Source organism: Bradyrhizobium prioriisuperbiae (assembly GCF_032397745.1).
GTDB lineage: Bacteria > Pseudomonadota > Alphaproteobacteria > Rhizobiales > Xanthobacteraceae > Bradyrhizobium_A > Bradyrhizobium_A prioriisuperbiae.
Genome location: NZ_CP135921.1, coordinates 3,347,615 through 3,363,212, shown reverse-complemented (window position 1 = coordinate 3,363,212; position 15,598 = coordinate 3,347,615). Strand labels below are relative to the sequence as shown.

The 15,598-nt window shown below is 60.6% G+C and carries 18 protein-coding genes and 1 pseudogene; 12 read left to right on the top strand and 7 right to left on the bottom strand.

What is annotated here, in order from left to right; genetic code table 11:
• Positions 1-18: 18 nt before the first annotated feature.
• The 5 genes from RS897_RS15760 to RS897_RS15745 all read left to right on the top strand — a co-directional run bounded on the left by RS897_RS15760 (position 19) and on the right by RS897_RS15745 (position 4,557).
• Entirely contained in the window at positions 19-837 is an 819-nt protein-coding gene (locus RS897_RS15760; RefSeq protein WP_315837448.1) for an MBL fold metallo-hydrolase, read from the top strand.
• A 58-nt stretch (positions 838-895) separates the two neighbouring features.
• Positions 896-2,062 carry an iron-containing alcohol dehydrogenase gene (locus RS897_RS15755; RefSeq protein ID WP_315837447.1) on the top strand — a complete coding sequence of 389 codons (1,167 nt, stop codon included), beginning with the start codon at positions 896-898 and terminating at the stop codon, positions 2,060-2,062.
• Entirely contained in the window at positions 2,028-3,080 is a 1,053-nt protein-coding gene (locus tag RS897_RS15750; RefSeq protein ID WP_315837446.1) for an NADPH:quinone reductase, read from the top strand. Before RS897_RS15755 ends, RS897_RS15750 begins: the two co-directional genes overlap by 35 nt.
• 433 nt (positions 3,081-3,513) lie before the next feature.
• Entirely contained in the window at positions 3,514-3,750 is a 237-nt protein-coding gene (locus RS897_RS42285) for a DUF2867 domain-containing protein (protein WP_407654554.1), read from the top strand.
• Positions 3,751-3,771: 21 nt separating this feature from the next.
• Positions 3,772-4,557: an enoyl-CoA hydratase/isomerase family protein gene (locus tag RS897_RS15745; RefSeq protein WP_315837445.1), complete on the top strand. Its 786-nt coding sequence runs from the start codon at positions 3,772-3,774 to the stop codon at positions 4,555-4,557.
• 49 nt (positions 4,558-4,606) lie between these two features.
• On the opposite strand, the gene RS897_RS15740 is transcribed toward RS897_RS15745, so the two are convergent.
• Together RS897_RS15740 and RS897_RS15735 are read right to left on the bottom strand one after the other, a co-directional pair.
• Positions 4,607-5,527: a LysR family transcriptional regulator gene (locus RS897_RS15740; RefSeq protein ID WP_315837444.1), complete on the bottom strand. Its 921-nt coding sequence runs from the start codon at positions 5,525-5,527 to the stop codon at positions 4,607-4,609.
• Between the two features lie 306 nt (positions 5,528-5,833).
• Positions 5,834-6,247 carry a nuclear transport factor 2 family protein gene (locus tag RS897_RS15735; protein WP_315837443.1) on the bottom strand — a complete coding sequence of 138 codons (414 nt, stop codon included), beginning with the start codon at positions 6,245-6,247 and terminating at the stop codon, positions 5,834-5,836.
• 396 nt (positions 6,248-6,643) lie between these two features.
• Here RS897_RS15735 and RS897_RS15730 point away from each other — a divergent pair, with 396 nt between their 5' ends.
• Positions 6,644-7,588: a LysR family transcriptional regulator gene (locus RS897_RS15730; protein ID WP_315837442.1), complete on the top strand. Its 945-nt coding sequence runs from the start codon at positions 6,644-6,646 to the stop codon at positions 7,586-7,588.
• Here the strand turns inward: RS897_RS15730 and RS897_RS15725 are convergent.
• Positions 7,564-7,803 carry a DUF2274 domain-containing protein gene (locus tag RS897_RS15725; RefSeq protein ID WP_315837441.1) on the bottom strand — a complete coding sequence of 80 codons (240 nt, stop codon included), beginning with the start codon at positions 7,801-7,803 and terminating at the stop codon, positions 7,564-7,566. The genes RS897_RS15730 and RS897_RS15725 overlap by 25 nt on opposite strands.
• Before the next feature lie 4 nt (positions 7,804-7,807).
• Positions 7,808-8,242: pseudogene (locus RS897_RS15720) on the bottom strand (TraB/TrbI/VirB10 family type IV secretion system protein); the annotation flags it as partial.
• 17 nt (positions 8,243-8,259) lie between these two features.
• Between RS897_RS15720 and RS897_RS15715 the strand changes: the two are divergent.
• Together RS897_RS15715 and RS897_RS15710 are read left to right on the top strand one after the other, a co-directional pair.
• Positions 8,260-8,406, top strand: coding sequence for a hypothetical protein (locus tag RS897_RS15715; protein ID WP_315837440.1), 147 nt, complete (start codon positions 8,260-8,262; stop codon positions 8,404-8,406).
• An 87-nt stretch (positions 8,407-8,493) separates the two neighbouring features.
• Entirely contained in the window at positions 8,494-9,306 is an 813-nt protein-coding gene (locus RS897_RS15710; RefSeq protein WP_315837439.1) for an SDR family NAD(P)-dependent oxidoreductase, read from the top strand.
• 285 nt (positions 9,307-9,591) lie between these two features.
• Here the strand turns inward: RS897_RS15710 and RS897_RS15705 are convergent, their stop codons facing one another.
• Together RS897_RS15705 and RS897_RS15700 are read right to left on the bottom strand one after the other, a co-directional pair.
• A complete protein-coding gene (locus RS897_RS15705) occupies positions 9,592-10,452 on the bottom strand; it encodes a DMT family transporter (protein WP_315837438.1) in 861 nt (286 codons plus the stop codon).
• Positions 10,453-10,577: 125 nt separating this feature from the next.
• A complete protein-coding gene (locus tag RS897_RS15700; protein ID WP_315837437.1) occupies positions 10,578-11,186 on the bottom strand; it encodes a TetR/AcrR family transcriptional regulator in 609 nt (202 codons plus the stop codon).
• A gap of 115 nt (positions 11,187-11,301) precedes the next feature.
• Here RS897_RS15700 and RS897_RS15695 point away from each other — a divergent pair, with 115 nt between their 5' ends.
• The 4 genes from RS897_RS15695 to tnpC all read left to right on the top strand — a co-directional run bounded on the left by RS897_RS15695 (position 11,302) and on the right by tnpC (position 14,626).
• The gene (locus RS897_RS15695; RefSeq protein ID WP_315837436.1) at positions 11,302-12,183 is read left to right on the top strand and encodes an alpha/beta fold hydrolase; all 882 of its coding nucleotides are present in this window, start codon (positions 11,302-11,304) and stop codon (positions 12,181-12,183) included.
• A 43-nt stretch (positions 12,184-12,226) separates the two neighbouring features.
• Positions 12,227-12,637, top strand: coding sequence for an IS66-like element accessory protein TnpA (gene tnpA / locus RS897_RS15690; RefSeq protein WP_315837435.1), 411 nt, complete (start codon positions 12,227-12,229; stop codon positions 12,635-12,637).
• Positions 12,634-12,981 carry an IS66 family insertion sequence element accessory protein TnpB gene (gene tnpB / locus RS897_RS15685; RefSeq protein WP_315837434.1) on the top strand — a complete coding sequence of 116 codons (348 nt, stop codon included), beginning with the start codon at positions 12,634-12,636 and terminating at the stop codon, positions 12,979-12,981. Before tnpA ends, tnpB begins: the two co-directional genes overlap by 4 nt.
• A 73-nt stretch (positions 12,982-13,054) precedes the next feature.
• Positions 13,055-14,626 (top strand): IS66 family transposase, encoded by a 1,572-nt coding sequence (gene tnpC, locus RS897_RS15680; RefSeq protein ID WP_315838655.1) that lies wholly within the window; start codon positions 13,055-13,057, stop codon positions 14,624-14,626.
• Positions 14,627-14,766: 140 nt separating this feature from the next.
• Here the strand turns inward: tnpC and RS897_RS15675 are convergent.
• Positions 14,767-15,548, bottom strand: a protein-coding gene (locus RS897_RS15675) for an IS5 family transposase (RefSeq protein WP_315837433.1) whose coding sequence is annotated in 2 segments (ribosomal slippage) — positions 14,767-15,224 and positions 15,224-15,548 — 783 coding nt in all. Because the reading frame shifts where the segments join, the coding sequence is not laid out codon by codon here.
• Positions 15,549-15,598: the final 50 nt, after the last annotated feature.

Here is a 15,598-nt window from a genome sequence, read left to right as displayed (position 1 = left end):
CAATAGAGGAAACGAACAATGGCCCTGGAAATTGAGATAATCAATGCAGGCGACGTCACCGTCGACACGTCATTCCTTGCTAAACATCGCACGCCGGGTACTCCCGCGGCCGTGTGCGTCAACGCCTTTCTGATACGCGGGCTGAGCGCCGGGCCGGTGCTCGTCGATACCGGCTTTCGTTCGACGGAGATCATGACGACCGTCGGCATGGTGGCGACAGACGCGCCCGCCGGAACGCTCGAAGCACAGCTTGAGATTCGCGGCATCAAACCCGGCGACGTCGCCATGATCATCCACACTCATCTCCACATCGATCATGCCGGAAAGGACGATCTCTTTCCCGATTCTACGCGCGTCGTCACGTCACGCCGCGAGTTGGAGATCGGCTGCAACGGATCAGGAGGAGGCGGATACCCGGCACCAGACATGAAACATCTGTTGGGCAGGGTCTGGCGGCAGGACGCCATCCAACTTCTCGATGCCGAGGATGGTGACGTCATCGAGGTTCTCCCGGGCCTCGCGGTGGAACGCTCCGGCGGTCACACGGAAGGCTCGCTCAGCGTACTCGTCGAGACGCGCGATGGACTTGCCCGCATCTGCGGCGACGTCTTCTACAACCTCGAACATCAGCTTGGAAATCCCTTCGACGAGGTTCTCTTCAACGAACCCCACATCTCCGGCAACACGGCAATGAGCGAGAGGCAGGAACGGCGCGCGATGAAGCGAGCCGTTAGAGGCTGCAAATGGCTGCTTCCATCTCACGACGCGCCCGGACGCCTGGAGAGAGGGCGGCTGGTCGCCCGGGTGGGAGGCGACATGGTGCCGCCGCGACCGTAGACGTCGCAGGGGTCTCCGACGGGCGAACGCCATTTACCGATCTGATCAAGGAACAGCAATGCTGTCAGGCATACATCGCTTTCCTCTCCAGGAACGCGTCATTTTCGGCAAAGCCGCGCAGCACGCGCTCGTGGACGAGGCCCGGCGTCTCGGCTGTTCCCGGCTGTTCCTTGTCTGCTCGCCTTCCTTGAGGCGTTCGACCTTCCTGAGCGGGATCGTGGATGCGTTGGGAAGCCGCTTCGCCGGAGCTTATTTCGACATGCGGCCGCATTCGCCTCGGGAAAGCGTTATCGGCGCCGCGAGAGCCGCTCGCGCCGCATCCGCCGACCTTCTCGTGGCAATAGGCGGAGGATCCGTCATCGACGCATGCAAGTTGACGCAGCGAGTCATGTGGCTCGCGCTTGATTGCGAGGAGGATCTGGATCGCCTTCGCAAGGGCATCACCCCGGAAGGCTCGACCGATGTATTGAACGATTCCGTGCCGACCACGCGGTCCATCGCCGTACCTACGACCTTTTCGGGCGCGGAGTTCACAAGCTTCGCCGGCGTGACCGAGAGCTCATCCGGCGTCAAGGAAGTGTTCGACCATCCGCTGCAGATCCCGCGCAGCGTCATTCTCGATCCGGAAGCCACTCTCGGCGTTCCCAATTGGGTACTCATGTCCACGGGAGTCCGCGCAGTCGATCATTGTGTGGAGACGTTTTGCTCGCCCGAGTCCACGCCCTACGCCGACGCGATGGCAATTCAGGCCTTTCGGACGCTGCTCAGAACGCTTCCAAAACTTCAAGCTGACCCTCTCAACCTGCAGTTCCGGCTCGACGCACAGTTGGGAATGTGGCTTTCCATCCTAGGACCGGCTGCGGGCGTCCCGGTCGGAGCGAGCCATGGCATAGGCCGCGTCCTCGGCGGAGCGTTCGGTGTCCCACACGGCCGCACCTCGTGCATGCTGCTGGCCTCCGTCCTTCGATGGAACTCGAAGGTCAACGCCGAACGGCAGGCAGAGCTCTGCGCATTGATCGGCAAGCCCGATCACGGCTTGGCGGAAGTCGTGGAGGATTTGGTGACGAGCCTTGGGGAGCCCATCCGCCTGCGCCAGGCCGACATCGAGGAGAGCAAGCTCAGAAACCTCGCCGAGCGCACCGTTGCGTCCGGCTTCCTCGAGAACAATCCGCGGTCCGTCCACGGAGCGGATGATGTCATGGAGATACTCCGGCTCTCTTGGTGAGCTCGGATCGAAAGGAGCCAGTCGAATGAGAGCAGTTTGGTACGAGAGCACAGGACCCGCGGCAAGCGTCCTCCAACTGGGCGAACGCCCGGTGCCGGAGCCACAACGGGGAGAGGTCAGGGTCCGCGTGCTTGTCTCTGGGGTCAACCCTTCTGACGTCAAATCGCGGGCCGGCGTCCGCGCGCCGATGGCCTTTCCGTTGGTGATTCCGCATTCGGACGGGGCCGGGATCATCGAGGCGGTAGGGACCGGAGTGTCCAAGGATCGAATCGGTGAGCGGGTTTGGACGTGGAACGCGGCTTGGGACCGCCCGCACGGAACATGCGCCGAATTCGTCTGTCTTCCGGAGGGCCAGGCTCTTCGTCTACCCGACAACGTCGGCTTCGATGCAGGAGCTTGCCTCGGCATTCCGGGCTTGACGGCAACCCACGCGGTTTTCGCAGACGGCCCCGTCGAAGGAAAGACCCTACTCGTGACCGGCGGCGCCGGAGCCGTTGGACAGTGTGCCATACAACTCGCCAAGTGGGGCGGCGCGCGGGTCATCACGACCGTCAGCGGCTTCTTCAAGGCGCAGCAGTCAAAAGCCGCCGGAGCCGATCATGTCATCAACTACCGCGACGAGGACGTAACTTCTGCCGTCAAAGCCTTCACCTCGGATGCCGGCGTAGACCGGATCATCGAGGTGGAGTTGGGCGGCAATATCGAAACGTCAGTCAAGATTTTGAAACCGAACGGAGTAATCGCCGCCTACGGGTCCATGGCTATGCCCAAGCCCGAGTTCCCGGTCTATCCACTTATGTTCAAGAATATCACCATGCGGCTCATCCTGGTCTACCGCCTGAGCGAAGATGAGCGCCGGCGCGCCTGCGAACTTCTCACCAAAGCCATGAAGGAAAACGCGCTTGCCCCCACCATCGCAGCTCGCTTCCCTTTGGAGGCCACTGCTCAAGCGCACACCGCCGTGGAATCGGGCGAACTCGTCGGAAACGCGATCATCGACGTTTCAGCGGCACCGTGACGATATTCCGACCTGCAAATGGCGATCTCGGCCGAGATGATCCGCTCCGGAAAGCGCGAGCCGCCTCCCGCGCTTGCATTCGCCACGAAGCCGAGACGCACGAATGCCTGTCGGTGCCTCTCCCATCTCTTGGTGACCATGCGTCGGGCAACTCATCGGAGCAAGCATTGACATCGATGAGCGCAATGGATCAGCCTGACAATGTACGATCCATCGAGCTTCCCGGGGAAAGTCAGCGTGCGCACCTTTTTCCGACGACCGACATGGTCGATGCATTCGCGATCTCGCTTCCAACAGGCACGCCTCCGGACATCGACGGCCTGGCTCGCGCCATTCTCGCGCATTCCGCTCCATGGTTCGTGGTACTTCTCAAGATACGGGACGTCGCCATGACCGGCATGGCGAGGCGCAATCGGGCAGAGACGATTGACTTATTCAACGGCGTTCTCGGACGACGCTCGAGCTTATCCTCGGCGAGGACGACAAACATCTGGATTTTCGGGCTTCCGTGCAGCTTCGCTCCCGCCGCGACGACGCATATGACGAAGTCATCTTGGCCACCGTTGTTCACCGCCATAATCTGTTGGGAAAGATCTATTTTCGCCTCATCTCACCGTTTCACCGGCTCGTCGTACGCAGCAACCTAGCCAGAGCGGCACGGAGAGGCTGAGCGCCATAGGATAACAGTCAAATGGAATTCGATTGCATCGATCTTCAGCGCCGAAACGGCCTCGTTCAAATCCAATTAAACCGCCCTGAAAGCGGCAACTCAATGAACGTCGCTCTCCTGAGGCAACTCGCGAAAGCCATGCGCAACTGCGAGGAGGACGAAAACGTCAGGTGTGTAGTACTCACGGGGAAAGGACGTTTCTTCTGCGTTGGAGGAGACCCCGGCAATTTTGACGGCGCGGATGACTACGGCGCCGTGGTCCGCGAGACCACACATCATCTGAACGCGGCAATCTTGTCGATGGTTCGGATGCGCGCCCCTGTAGTGGTTTCCATAAACGGTCCCGCTGCGGGCGCCGGGTTGAGCCTATGCCTGGCCGGCGATATCGTCTTGGCTTCCGCTTCGGCCACCTTCGCATCCGCGTTCATCGCACTCGGGTTGCCGCCCGATGGCGGTCTTGCCCGCGCGCTGTTTCGTAGGGTTGGCGAAACTAAGGCACGCGAGATGTTGATGCTAAACCGCAAGATCACGGCCGCCGAAGCCTTTCAGTGGGGCATGATCAACAATGTCGTCGATGCCGCGGGGCTCCCGTCGGCAGTCGACGAGATATGCAATCGCTTCATGAGCGGGCCCACCGTGGCGTACGGGCGAATCAAAGCGCTTTTGGCCGGCGCCGACCAGTTCGGTTTGGAGCACCAATTGCAACTTGAGGCGAAAGGCGTCGCCGAAAGCGTGAACCTCGGAGACGGCCTGGAAGGAATACGTGCATTCCGCGAGAAGCGTGCCGCTCGATTCACGGGCCTCTAGGTGAGGCAGAAAACCGGAGTTGCCTGAGGAATGCCGTTCCAATCACCTGTCACGCTTCACCAAAGGTGGCAGCATGACCGTGGAGAAAGTCCACCACCGCTCGTACACGGGCTGGAAGCAAGGTTTGTCCACGTCGCAGGATGGACACTGGCGTCGTGTGCCCGCCCCAATTCGGCAGCACCTCGATCGCCATGCCCGAGGCAAGCGCTTCGGCTGCGAGCCACCTTGGCGCCCACATGATGCCCGCCCCGTTCATCGCAGCCAACAAAGCCGATTCGGCATCGTCCGTGACAAAGCGCCAAGCCGGCGATCGTGGGACACTTTCGTCGCGGAACTGCCAAGGCTCGACCAGCCCCGTACGCGTGTTGCGAAAGCCGATCAAGTCGTGCTTGGCAAGATCGGAGGGGGTCTCCGGCAGCCCACGCCGTTCTAGGTAACGAGCCGAACCGAAGGCTATCCAGTCGAATTTGAACCAAGGCAGCCGAACGTGGCCAGGCAGGCCATCGATCGGCCCGCTTCGTATCGCGAGATCGAGGCCGACTTCCGCAAGATCGACAATCGCGTCACTCGCCCGCAAATCGAGAACCACGTCGGGATGCCGTTCGGCGAATGTCGGTAAAAGCGGCACGAGGCAACGCCGAACGAATGCGGGAGGCGCGCCGATCCGAACGTTACCCGTTGCGGCGCTCGCATTCGCGTGCGTCAGGATGATGTCGATATCCTCCGCTCCCTTGAGCAAGGCACGCGCCGGTCCGATCAGGCTCTCACCGGCCTCGGTCGGCGAAATCGAGTGGGTCGAACGATGCAGCAGGCGTAGTCCGTAAGCCGCCTCCAACCGCGAGATCGTTTTCGAAACCCCGGAGGTCGTCAGCGCCAATTGACGGGCCGCGCTGGCAAATGATCGGGAATCGATCACGGCTATGAAGCAGCGGAGCTGCGATAGGGACACGGTGTCGAGCGGCGTAGGCATGACGTCGACACTATCTTGTCGACCGGCTCGTTACCAGCAGTCTCCGCCTTAGCTCGAATTCTCGCCAACTGAAGCGACGCCGCCGATCTGCGTGACGAGCCGAACGCGTCGGGCACGATCCACGTCACCGGGAGGCGGGCGACGGCTTCATTCAATATCGGCTGACTGACGGCGCGCTCCCGACTTGATAGTAACCTCGTCATCCAAGCCGGACGTCTCGCGTCGACAACGCGCTCCGAGATCCACCTCCCGTTCTTTGCGTCGGAAAGGTGAAGCTCGTTCCAGCGGGGATTGAGAAAGACGCAGTCAGGCAGCGCTTGGTGCGGGAACCAGGCGCATAGGCTGCCCGCCTAGTTTGTTCGCGAGTTTTTCCTGGATGAGCACTGCCGAGCCAAGTGGGCGCCATGCCACCTCGATGCGATCGATGAGTCCACTCTCATTCAGGTGCATGTGCTCGTTTCCTTTGACCGTAATCCCGTCACACTCAATGGTGAAGAAGACCGCGACGTCGCGATCCGATGAAAAGGTCAGGTTGACCCGGATGCTGTCGATGGTTTCAAGCAGACCAGAGAGAATCTTTACCACCGTGTCTCTCCCTTCGAACGGCTCGGGGAAGACGGGGCTTAGGAGGAGAATATTTTCGGAAAGATGCGCGGCGAGCTGCGCGAATTCCTTGGCGCTCATAGCTTTGAAGTAGGCGTCTACATGATGTGTATTCATTGATTCCTCTATCTGGATGAGATCGTGATGCACGGAATTCGAGATTCGTTCTCCTATCCGATGCCGTCTGACACATTGCTTCCGATTGCCGGGCGACCTGAAGCAACAAGGGGCGGCCGCATCGATTGCAGGATTAGTTCGGCGAGGGCCGCATTTTGGTCGCAGACACTGCGCCTGTCGTCCGAGGACAGGCGTCAACAGGTCATTTCCTTTCTTACGCCCGATATCGGAACGGTCTAGTCCGGCTGGTAGTTGCGCACCCTTCATCGCAGTATTGACTGGATGTCATCTCGTCCCGCTCCGGCGAGGGCGGCCACTTCGGAGAGATTACGTGGCGCTTGTTTGCGCTACCCCGAGCGGCTAATTCCAAATACGAATCCTGCATCGAGTGAAGTCATGAGCACCGAAGATTCTAAACGAACGGCGATGAGACGCCTCCACATCAACCTCAATCAGCTCGTGCATGCGATTGCGGCAGCAGATCACGGCAGCTTTAGGCAAGCCGCCGAAGCGCTGTCGGTAAAGCAATCCACACTTAGTCGCTCAATCCAAATCCTTGAACATGGGTTTGGAGTTACGATATTCGAACGATCGACCGCTGGGGTACACGCGACTTCGATTGGGCGTCACTTTCTGCGGACAGCCCGTTCGATAGTAGAGCAGTTAGAAGCGCTAAGCGCTGTTGCGAAGGCGAGCGGCCGAGGCGATGCGGGAAGTCTGGTTGTCGGGTTCTGCACCTCGTTGACCACCGGAAATTTGCGAACCGCATTGCTGGACTTCCGAGGTAGATTTCCGCAAGTTGAGCTGAGGACAATTGAGCGATCTAGAACGAAGCTGGTCACAGCACTTCGCAATGGCGTTGTCGACCTGCACATTGCAACAGGGGAGACGCCGTTGGACTGCAAGGCAATTCCTCTTTGGAGCGAGCGCATTCTTGTCGCCCTGCCTATTGATCACGCTCTCGCACCGCAGGAAGTCGTTTATTGGACAGATCTTCGCAATCAAACTCTGCTATTAAGCCAATATGATCCAGGAACCGAACTTGAGGCCCTCCTCAACACCAAGCTAAATACGAGTCGTGATCGTCCGCGGATAGAACGTCACGACGTCAGTCGAGGCGCGATCAAGAGCCTGATCAGCATGGGGGTCGGTGTGAGTCTGGTATTAGAATCGGACACGGGAGCAAACTTATCTGGGATAATCTATCGGAAGCTCCAGGACGGGACAGGTCCGAGTCGAATCGATTTTTCAGCAATGTGGCGGGAGGACAACGAGAATCCAGCTCTCGCGAATTTTATCCGACTGCTATCAGAGCGCTATCCTTTTTTGCCCGAGGGATGAAGCTGTCTTCTTGATCTTACGAAGGCTCGGTCCGTGGCCATGAAGCGTGTCAGCATTGGAACTATGAGCTTAGCGGGATCGCCGATAGGCTGTCCATTTTGGACACCCACGGCCTCGGCGTAAGCAGCGAGATCACGGTGGACGGAAGCAGGTAGTTCCAAATTTAACTTGACGGGCTTTTCATCAACAAGTGAGTCAATCTTGAGCTTAGCCATCTCTTTATCCTCCGTATGGCTCCAAGACGATGTCGCGATTCACAATCACTCTCACTGGAAACCCCGGGCGAATCGTGAGCGTTGGTTGGATATTGAGGTTGCGACGAACCACTTGCTGCCCGATCTGATTCAAAGAATTTGCGGCCCCCATACGCAACGCCTGGAGTAAGGCCGTGTTGGAACCGCCATCCGCGCCAGATCCAAGCTCTGAACCGACACTGAGCAATGTCGAAAGCGCGGCTGCCCCCAAGAGTTCTTTCCAGTGATTATCGACTTCATCTGAGAGGCCAGAATAGCCTGCCGCATCAGCCCCCGGCTGCCTTTCGAGCACGATGGAGCGGCCATTCGGCATGATCAGTCTCGTCCAAACCAGGAGTAGACGCGACTGTCCAAACGAGATTTGGCTGTCATAGACTCCTATCAAGCGCGCGCCCTGCGGCCGATGACGGCTGTCACGTGCTGACCAAGGAAACGCAGCAAGGCCCGTGGTTCCTCGAAGAACTCGGACGCAAGCATCCCGGTGCGCTCTACCGTTATCACCAGGAATGGGTCGAACGCCTCGCCCGCGCGGCGGAGGCGGAAGCAGCGGTCAAGGCGGGCTGACTTGCCCGTCCTGAAGTTTGGGCGGTAGCGCCGCCTAAACATCAAGAGACAGGATGGCCGTGCAGGCCAAGATTGAAGATGAATGACATGAATATTGACCTCAAGGGTAAGAAGGCGATCGTCACCGGGTCTACCGCGGGTATCGGCCGTGCCACTGCGGAAGGTTTGGCCCGTGCCGGAGCGTCGGTCGTTATCAGCGGTCGTGGGAGTGCCCGGGTCGACGAGGCGGTGCGGCAAATTCGGCAGGCTTTTCCCGGGAGCGAAATCGCTGGCGTTGCCGCCGACCTGGCGACCGTGGAGGGTGTCGAAGCCTTCATCGCGCAGGTGCCGGACGCCGATATCCTCGTGAACAACGTGGGTACGGCGCACATCCGGGACTACAACAGCGTCGAGGACATCGCGAAGATCCCTGACGAGGACTGGCTTGGGCTGTTCCAACTGAATGTTATGAGCGGCGTGCGTATGACGCGCCACTATCTGCCGCGCATGGTGAAGAAGGGCTGGGGCCGCGTCGTGTTCGTCAGCAGCGAGTCCGCAGTCAACATCCCCAAGGAGATGCTCGACTATGGCATGACCAAGACTGCGCAACTCGCGGTCTCACGCGGGCTTGCCGAGGCGGTCGCGGGTACGGGCGTCACAGTTAACGCCATTCTGCCGGGGCCTACCCGGTCCGAGATCCTTGGTGACTTCATGGCGAAGCAGGCTGCCGCGAACGGAATTACGCAGGAGGAAGCCGAGCAAGGCTTCCTGACAGCGCTGCGCCCAACCACTCTCATTCAGCGGTTCGCAACCACCGATGAGGTGGCCAACATAATAATCTACACCTGCTCGGAGCAGGCTTCGGCGACAACCGGCGCGGCTCTCCGCGTGGATGGCGGTGTGGTTCGTTTCGTTGCCTAGCTTTCACTCCCCCTCTTCTGGGATTTCTTGTGTGAGCTTCGGATTTCGGTTTCGTCGCTGCGCGCGCAGCGACGAAATTATAATAGCGGCATCCCCGCCTTCGTCCGTGTCGCCTTGACTTCGTCGGCCATGCGCAGGTCTATGACCGATGAAAGAACCGAGTTCGCCCAAATGGCGCTGAACTCCACGACCAGTTGGGCGGCCTTGGTGGTGTGGCCATAGCCGCTTTTCCTGTTCCGTGGTTTTCATCCCGCACGGAAACTCACCATGACACGATTTCTGAATTCAAATTGGTCGAGCGCCCGGTCTTACTTGTGTGATGGCGACGCCGGAGATCGCGAGGAGCCCTCCGACAAGCAATTTTGTGGTCATATGCTCGCCAAGGAACAACACGCTCGAAATCAAGGCGAAGACCGGAAGCAGCAGGCCGAATGGTGTGATGCGGCCCATGGAGCAACGGGCGATCAGCCAGAACCAAAGGCCAAACCCGACAATTCCTCCGACGAAGATTGTGTAAGCAAGCGCCAGCCAACCACGTTCATCCGCTGTGCTAAGGCTAACCAGTTGTCCATGTTCGATGAGTAACGACATCGCCATCACCTGCGGTGCCGTGAACAGCGACGACCATCCCATCAACATCAAGGGGTCAAACGGGCCGTAGCGTTTCGTCAAGACGTTGGACACCGCAAACGCGAAGGCCGCCCCGATGACGAGCAGCAGCGGAAGCATGTTTGCCGACAGACCAGGCCCCGCTGCCAGCACGATCACGCCGACGAATGCCAGCAGCACTCCGGCTGACGTCGTAAGAGAGGGCCTCTCCGCGAGGAGCGGCCAAGCTAGCAAGATGGTGAAGGGCGTGGCGAGTTGATAGGCGACGGCCGACAGGCTTCCCGAGCCGAGGCCAAGGCCAACATAGAAGAGCCCAAAGTTCAGTCCGCCCAGGAAAACGGAAATAGCTGTGATATGGCCGAGTTGTTGGCGAGCGGGTCTTTTGACGAAAGGAACAAGCAGCAGCGCGATGGCTAGGAAGCGCAGGGCGAGAAAGAAGAGAGGCGGAAACTCCATAACCCCCACTTTGATAACCACAAACTGATAGCCCCAGAGTAAGGGTACGAGCACTGCGCATATGATCTGAATGAAAGACATGAAATCCTCGTCTTGAGATCGATCCAGATAAAGAGCGCAAGGCACCCCTAGTTGGAGCTACGTGATGAAGTGGTTGGGAGGACTGCGTCCCGATAAAGGGAGAGCGCCACGTTTTGCTGGTGCGACTACCCAGGTCCGATATGCTGTGCTGCCACGCCGGCCACCACGTCTTCGACGATTTCACGCAGCTCCGCTTCGGCCACTCCGTCGCGCGCCTGAATCGAAATCCCTTGCATGACCGCGGTGAGATGTCTGGCCAGGCGGCCAATTTCGTCCGTTTTGCCGAATGATGCCAACGCATCGGCGATCCGCTTCTGCATCGCCTCGCGGCGGGCTGCGGCATCCCTAGCAAGTTCGGCATGGTCGGGATGGCACGCGACAATACCGCTTGAGATCATGCACCCAGGTTCGCGATCTGGGTGGGTGACGGCTCGAACCACGCCCTCGAGTAACCGACGAACCGCCTGCGCAAGCGAGTCCGCCGTCTCGATAGCGAGAGCATCGAAACGGCTGAAGCTCTCGTCGTACAGGGCGATGGCCTCACGATATAGCCCAGCCTTGCTCCCGAAGGCGCCATAAAGGCTGGGGGGAGCGATTCCGATCGCCTTCGTGAGATCGCCGATCGATACTCCCTCATAGCCGTGCCGCCAGAAGAGCCTCATGGCGATGTCGAGCGCCTGGTCGCGATCAAAGGTCCACGGACGACCGCCGCGTGATTTCCCTGCCTGTTCCATAGTGAACACTAATCAACCTCTTGACGGCCACTGTCAAGCATGTTGTTTAGTGGTCGATATTCAACATGGAGTATGTACTATGCACCATTCCCCGCGCGCTTCCCGGCGTCGTTTCATGACGGGCGCTATCGGTCTGGCGACCCTGACGGCCAGTGCGGGCGCAGTCTTCGCCCAGGCACAACCTGGAACATCGCCGGAAAAGCCATTCGCCGGTTCGCGCGCCAAGGACACCTTTTCGGCGCGATCGACGGACGGCACGACGCTGGCGGGGGAGGCATATGGCGATCCCAACGGGTTGGAGATCCTGTTCATCCACGGCCTGCGTCAAAGCCGGTTGAGTTGGGAAAAGCAGTTTGCTGACCCGTCGCTGGCGGGCTTACGGCTGGTCAGTTTCGATCTGCGCGGCCATGGCGACTCCGACAAGCCGACTTCGATCGGGGCCTATTCCGATGCTGACCGGTGGGTAGATGACGTCGCGGCGGTTATCGCGGCAAGCAAGCTGCGCCGCCCCGTTCTCGTCGGCTGGTCGCTCGGAGGCTTCGTCGTCGGTGCCTATCTACGTAAGTATGGCGGCACCGGGATCGCCGGCATCAATCTCGTCGATGCCGTGACGAAGCTTTCTCCGGACCTCTTGACGGAGGAGGCAGGCACGTTCGCGCGGACGGCGACCTCGCACGATCTGGCGGAAAGGACGCTCGCGACGGCCGAATTCCTGGCAGCCTGCTTCCATCGTCAGCCGACTGCGGCTCAGATGCAGCGCATGCTGGTCGTCAACGGCATGACGGAGCGCGCGGTAAACGAGGGATTCATTAGGACTCAGACCGCCGACCTGGAGCCTGTTTTCAGGGACTTCTCCGGACCGATCCTGCTTACTCACGGCGTCTATGACCGGCTGGTGCGCGTTGCAATGTCGGAGCGCATCAAGGCTATTCATGCCAACAGCCAACTCTCGATTTATTCCGAGAGTGGCCACACGCCTTTCGTATCCGTCCGGTGAAGGCCGCCTTGCCGAATGAGGCGTGTTGTTGAGAACTGTCCTTATGGACAGCGATAGGCGCAGTGCCCAAGTCGAACGGCTTGAGGTGGTGGACACGGGCCGGCGACGGCGCTGGTCCGAGGACGAGAAGCTCAAGATCGTCCTGGAGAGCTTACAGGCGCCGCGCCAAGTCGCGGCAACGGCGCGGCAATACGGCGTTTCGCGCTCACTGCTGCTGCGATGGCGACGCTCGTTTCGGCCGGAGCCGAAGGATGCCGCCGATCAACCTGGCTTCGTACCGGCGATGGTGGTCGCGGAGTCAGTGCCGACGCCTTGTCCAGTCGCGCCGGCCAGCAGCGGCGGGGCGATCGAGATCGAGTTTGCGACCGGAGCTCGGATGCGGATCACGGGTGCGGTCGACGCGGCGACGCTGAAGACCGCCGTAGCGGCGCTGGCAGATGGGCGCCTACGGTGATCCCCATTGCGTCGGGCGTGCGGGTGTGGATTGCGACCGGCCACACCGATATGCGTCGCGGCATGAACTCGCTGGGCTTGCTGGTGCAGGAAGCCTTCAGGCGAGACCCGCACGGTGGCGACCTCTATGTGTTCCGTGGCAAAAGCGGCAAGCTGATCAAGATCCTCTGGCACGATGGGCTCGGCATGTCGCTCTACGCCAAGCGGCTGGAGCGGGGCCGCTTCCTGTGGCCGTCGTCGGCTGATGGCGTAGTGACGATCACACCAGCCCAGCTTGGCTACCTGCTTGAGGGCATCGACTGGCGGATGCCGCAACAAACCTGGCGACCGCAGGCGGCCGGCTGATCGCTGGGATTTGAATCGATAGCAGGATCAGCGGTTCGGACAGAGACCGCGTCTTGTGATTCTCTGGTCGGCGATGGGCACGGATGATTCTCTTCCCGACGATGTGACCACGCTGCAGGCGATGCTGCGCGCCGAGCGAGCGGCCCGGTTGGCCGCGGAAGCCGAGGCCCAGGCGGGGAGCTTGCTGATCGAGAAGCTCAAGCTCACGATCAAGAAGCTGCGGCACGAGCAGTTCGGACAGTCCTCCGAGCGCGGCGCATTGCTGGACCAACTCGAGCTGCAGCTCGCTGACCTGGAGGAGAACGCGGCGCAAGCTGAGACCGCGGCGCAGATGGCAGCCGAGAAGATTGCGGTGCCATCGTTCGAGCGTCGCAAGCCAGCCCGCCGGCCGCTGCCGGAGCATTTGCCGCGGGAGCGCATTGTTTATCCGGTGCCTGCCATCTGCCCATGCTGCGGCGATAGCCGATTGCGCAAGATTGGCGAGGACGTGACCGAGACGCTGGAGCTCGTTCCGCGCCAGTGGAAGGTGATCCAGCACGTGCGCGAGAAGCTCGTCTGCCGGGCCTGCGAAGCGATCACCCAGCCGCCGGCTCCCTCGCATCCGATTGCGCGCGGTCGTGCAGGGCCCAAGCTGCTGGCCCATGTCCTGTTCGCCAAGTACGGGCTGCACCTGCCGCTTCATCGTCAGAGCGACGTCTACCAGCGTGAAGGTATCGATCTCGACGTATCGACGCTCGCGGACTGGGTAGGTGCCTCCGCGGCAACCCTGATGCCTCTGGTTGATGCGATCCGGAGCCACGTCTTCGCAGCCGAGCGCATCCACGCCGATGACACCACGGTGCCGGTCCTGGCCAAGGGCAAGACGCGGACCGCCCGGCTCTGGACTTACGTGCGCGACGACCGTCCGTTTGCCGGCCCAGATCCGCCGGCGGCCGTGTTCTTCTACTCGCCCGATCGTGGCAGTGCGCATCCGGAGCAGCATCTGGCCGGCTATGCCGGACTGATGCAGGCCGACGCCTACGCCGGTTTTGGCAGGCTCTACGAGGCCAATCGTAAGGGCGGCCCGATCATCGAGGCCGCGTGCTGGGCGCACGGTAGACGCAAGTTCTTTGATCTGGCACGGCTCACCAAGGCGCCGATCGCGGCCGAGGCGGTCAAGCGCATCGATGTCCTGTTCGCCATCGAACGTGAGATCAATGGTCTTGCTCCGCAGGAGCGCCTGCGTGTGCGCCAGGAGCGCAGCCGTCACCTGATTGTCGAGCTGGAGGCGTGGTTGCGCGAGCAGCGCGCCAAGCTCTCCAGGAACAACGACACGACCAAAGCGATCAATTACTGCCTCAGCCGCTGGGATGCATTTAGCCGCTTCCTCGATGACGGACGGCTTTGCATGACGAACAATGCTGCTGAGCGTGAGCTACGGGCGGTCGCCGTGGGACGAAAAAATTGGACCTTCGCCGGCTCCGATGAGGGCGGTTGGCGTGCGGCTGCGATCTACACCCTCGTCGCCACCGCCAAGCTCAACGACGTCGATCCAGAGGCTTGGCTTGCCGACGTGCTGGCTCGCCTACCGGATCATCCCGCCAAGCGCATTGACGAACTCATGCCCTGGAATTGGCGATCTCAGAACGTCGCCCGCGCCGCATAGCCCGCGATCGCCTTCTGCCAAAAACAGCCTGGCCGGGGGCCTTCGCCGGATGCGTACCGCCTTTCTACGAGGAGCCTGTCCGCTACGGACGCGAGCTTGCTGCCTTCGTAGCCTCAGCAAACAAGAGCTGATGACAGTCCTTAGGCGGCGTGGACAAATTTGAGCCAATATCTGGCGGTGGCGATGTGGACCATGCCGAGGAAGCTATTGGCCAGTTGATCGTATCGGGTGGCGATGGCGCGATTGATCTTGAGATGGCCGAACATGCGTTCGATGCGGTTGCGCTGTCGGTAGAGCGCCCGATCATACTCGATCTTCACACGGCGGTTTGATCGGCCGGGTATGACGGGTTCAATCTTCCGCTCTGCGAGATCGGCGCGAATGGTATCGGCATCATAGCCCTTGTCCGCAAGGAAGGCATCGGGTTTGCGTTCGGGCAGATCGATCAGGGCATCATACGCCTTGCAGTCCGCTGCTTCGCCACCAGTCAGATGGAAGGCGAGCGGTCGTCCGAGGGTATCTGCCAGGCAGTGAAGCTTACTGGTGAACCCGCCCCGCGAGCGGCCAAGAGCGCGTCGATGAGTCCCCCTTTTCCGCCCGCTGCCGAGACATGGGCGCGAACTGTGGTGCTGTCGATGCTGTAGTGGCCGCTGTCTGCCATGACCTCGGCGAGCGTCACCGCAACGGTCTCCCAGACCCCGGCCTCGCTCCACCGGCGGAACCGCCGATAGATGGTATTCCAGCTGCCACACTTGGGCGGAACGTCGCGCCATGGCGCGCCGCACCGCAGTCGCCAAAGGATTCCGTTAATAACTGCGCGGTTCTGCTCGGGACGCCTGCCTCGGCCACGGTTCTCAGGCTCAATAGGCAGTAAGCCCTTCAAAACGCGCCATTCTGCTTCGGTGAGATCGCCCCTGCTCAAGCCTGCCTCCAAAAAGCAGCCTTGAATCAACCCCGCGCAGCTACGTCAAC